The sequence below is a fragment of the Stenotrophomonas sp. STEN031 genome, assembly GCF_056759975.1.
The window spans coordinates 1-1,220 of record NZ_JBRREA010000120.1 but is presented as its reverse complement, the minus strand read 5'-3'; the positions used below and the strand labels follow the sequence as shown (position 1 = coordinate 1,220).

The window sequence follows — 1,220 nt, the reverse complement described above, 5'->3', positions numbered from 1 at the left end:
CGGCGCTCTCAACCGGTCATTGCAACGCCTGGCTGAGCTTCTCAGCCGGCGTCATGAAGTCCAATGTCTGTCGCGGACGTTGATTCAATCGTAACGCAACTTTGTTCAGTTCCGCCTGCGAGTAGACCGACAGATCCGTTCCATTGGGGAAGTACTGGCGTAGCAACCCGTTGGTGTTCTCGTTGCTGCCGCGCTGCCAGGGGCTCTGTGGATCACAGAAGTACACGGCCACCTGCGTGGCGATCGTGAAGTCGCGGTGGCTGGCCATTTCCATGCCGCGATCCCATGTCAGTGATTTTCGCAGGCGCGCTGGCAGACGACGCACCTGACGACTCAGCGCACTGACCACGCTTTGCGTGTCCTTCCCATCGACTTTGACAAGCATCGTGAAGCGCGAGTGTCGCTCCACCAGCGTGGCAATGTGGCTGTTCCTGGCACCACTGAGCAGGTCGCCCTCCCAGTGGCCGGGCACGGCCCGATCCGATACGTCGGCAGGTCTGTCGCGGATGGAAACGGCGTCCCTGATACCGCCTCGTGGCTGGCGTGTGGCCTTCTGCGAGCGGCGCATCAGGCGATGGGTGCGCAGATGAGCCACCAGCTCCTTCTTCAGCACGCCACGCGCCTGGATGAACAGGCTCCGGTAAATGGTCTCGTGCGACACCTGATGTGTCTCGTCATGAGGAAAATGCCGCTTCAGCCAGCGGGCTATCTGCTGGGGCGACCATTGCAGCGAAAGCTTGCCTGCTACCCGCCGCCGCAGTGTGCCATATCGGGCCAGACGGCAAGGCTTCGGGCGACGGGCGTTATCCCAGGCGCGCTCATCGGCCCACGTCGCGCGATACCCCTTGATGCCGCCGTGGCGCCTCACCTCGCGACTGACGGTAGACGTTGGTCGCCCCAAGCGCCTGGCAATCTCGCTCAGGGAAAGGCTGCCTGCCAGGCCGCGCGAGATCTCTTCACGCTCATGTAGCGTCAGCGTACGAGGCGAGCGCGTGCGAGGCGCTGGAGCGATACCGCCTCGCGAGGCGAGCACACCCCATACCGAAGCCGGATGTTTGCCCAGATCACGGGCAATCTCGCTGCACGAAGCACCTTCTCGCCAGCGCATCCACAGTGCCTGCTTCTGCGCCAATGACAATCCAGGTCGACCCATCATCGCACTTGCCCTCCCGGTCAGCAGCAACACCTATGATGTTGCATCGACCGGTTGAGAGCGCCGC

Annotated in this window: 1 protein-coding gene; it reads right to left on the bottom strand. The window is 62.9% G+C overall.

Translation table 11 applies throughout. The annotated features are described in order from the left end of the window. Nucleotides 1–16: 16 nt before the first annotated feature. Nucleotides 17–1,156, bottom strand: coding sequence for an IS30 family transposase (locus tag ACVOLQ_RS22420; RefSeq protein WP_164170565.1), 1,140 nt, complete (start codon nucleotides 1,154–1,156; stop codon nucleotides 17–19). Between the last annotated feature and the right edge of the window lie 64 nt (nucleotides 1,157–1,220).

Bases quoted from the DNA above. Each gene is read 5' to 3' on its own strand.
- ACVOLQ_RS22420 (WP_164170565.1), bottom strand. From the start codon at position 1,156: ATGATGGGTCGACCTGGATTGTCATTGGCGCAGAAGCAGGCACTGTGG.